The 868-nt window shown below is 63.2% G+C and carries 1 protein-coding gene; it reads right to left on the reverse strand.

Features of this window, described 5'->3' with window-relative positions; genetic code table 11:
- A partial coding sequence (locus AC4ELS_RS20020; RefSeq protein ID WP_499048879.1) for an IS110 family transposase occupies positions 1–621 on the reverse strand: 621 nt, incomplete at its 3' end.
- Between the last annotated feature and the right edge of the window lie 247 nt (positions 622–868).

Raw genomic sequence — 868 nt, forward strand, 5'->3', positions numbered from 1 at the left:
GGCGTTGATGGTGTCGGTGAGTCGGGTGATGTCGTCGAGTTCGTCGCGGGCCAGCTCGGCGAGCAGTCCGTGCAGGGTGTCGAGCCAGTTGCCAAGTTCGTTACGGGTCTTGGTCCGGTCCAGGGCACCGCGTTTGGGGGTGCGGGCCGGGTCGAGTTCATGGATACGGCCGAGCAGTCGGTTGATCGTTGAGGTCCGTTGAGCGACAAGGTCTTCGCGTCGATCTACGAGCAGTTTCAACTCCCGCGACACTGGGTCGTGGGCGGCGACGGGCAGGTCGGGATACCGCAACACCGCGTGTGCGACGGCCAGCGCATCGATGGGATCGGACTTGCCGCGAGTGCGGGCGCAGGCTCGGGTCTGGGCCATCAGCTTGGGGGCTACCCGCACCACACGTTGGCCCGCGGAGAGCAAGTCGCGCTCGAGGCGGGCCGATAGATTGCGGCAATCTTCGATGCCCCAGAGCAGGTCGTCGCCGAACTGACGGCGTGCCCACTGCAACGCTGTGTGGTGCCCGTCTGTGGTCGCGGGGACGACTTTTTCACCCAATTTGGCGCCCGCTTCGTTGACCGCAACGAAGGTGTGGGTGCGCTTGTGCACATCGGTGCCAACAATCACCATGGACAGTGCCTTCTTTCATCAAGAGGTGGATGAGTGAAGGTTGGGCCGGCCGGCGGACACATCTCAGTGGGGGCGGTGCCACGCTCCTATCAAGTCACGCCGGTCGGTCCTTCCCACCTGATGTCGGCAGAATGCTCGAATGCCAACCCACAGAGGTGGCAGTGCGTGTCTGAGCCAAACACCAGGTGAAAAGAACCCAACCACCGCAACAGCGGCATCACCACATTCACACTGAGTGCGTGTCTGC

This window comes from Mycobacterium shunyiense (genome assembly GCF_058270035.1).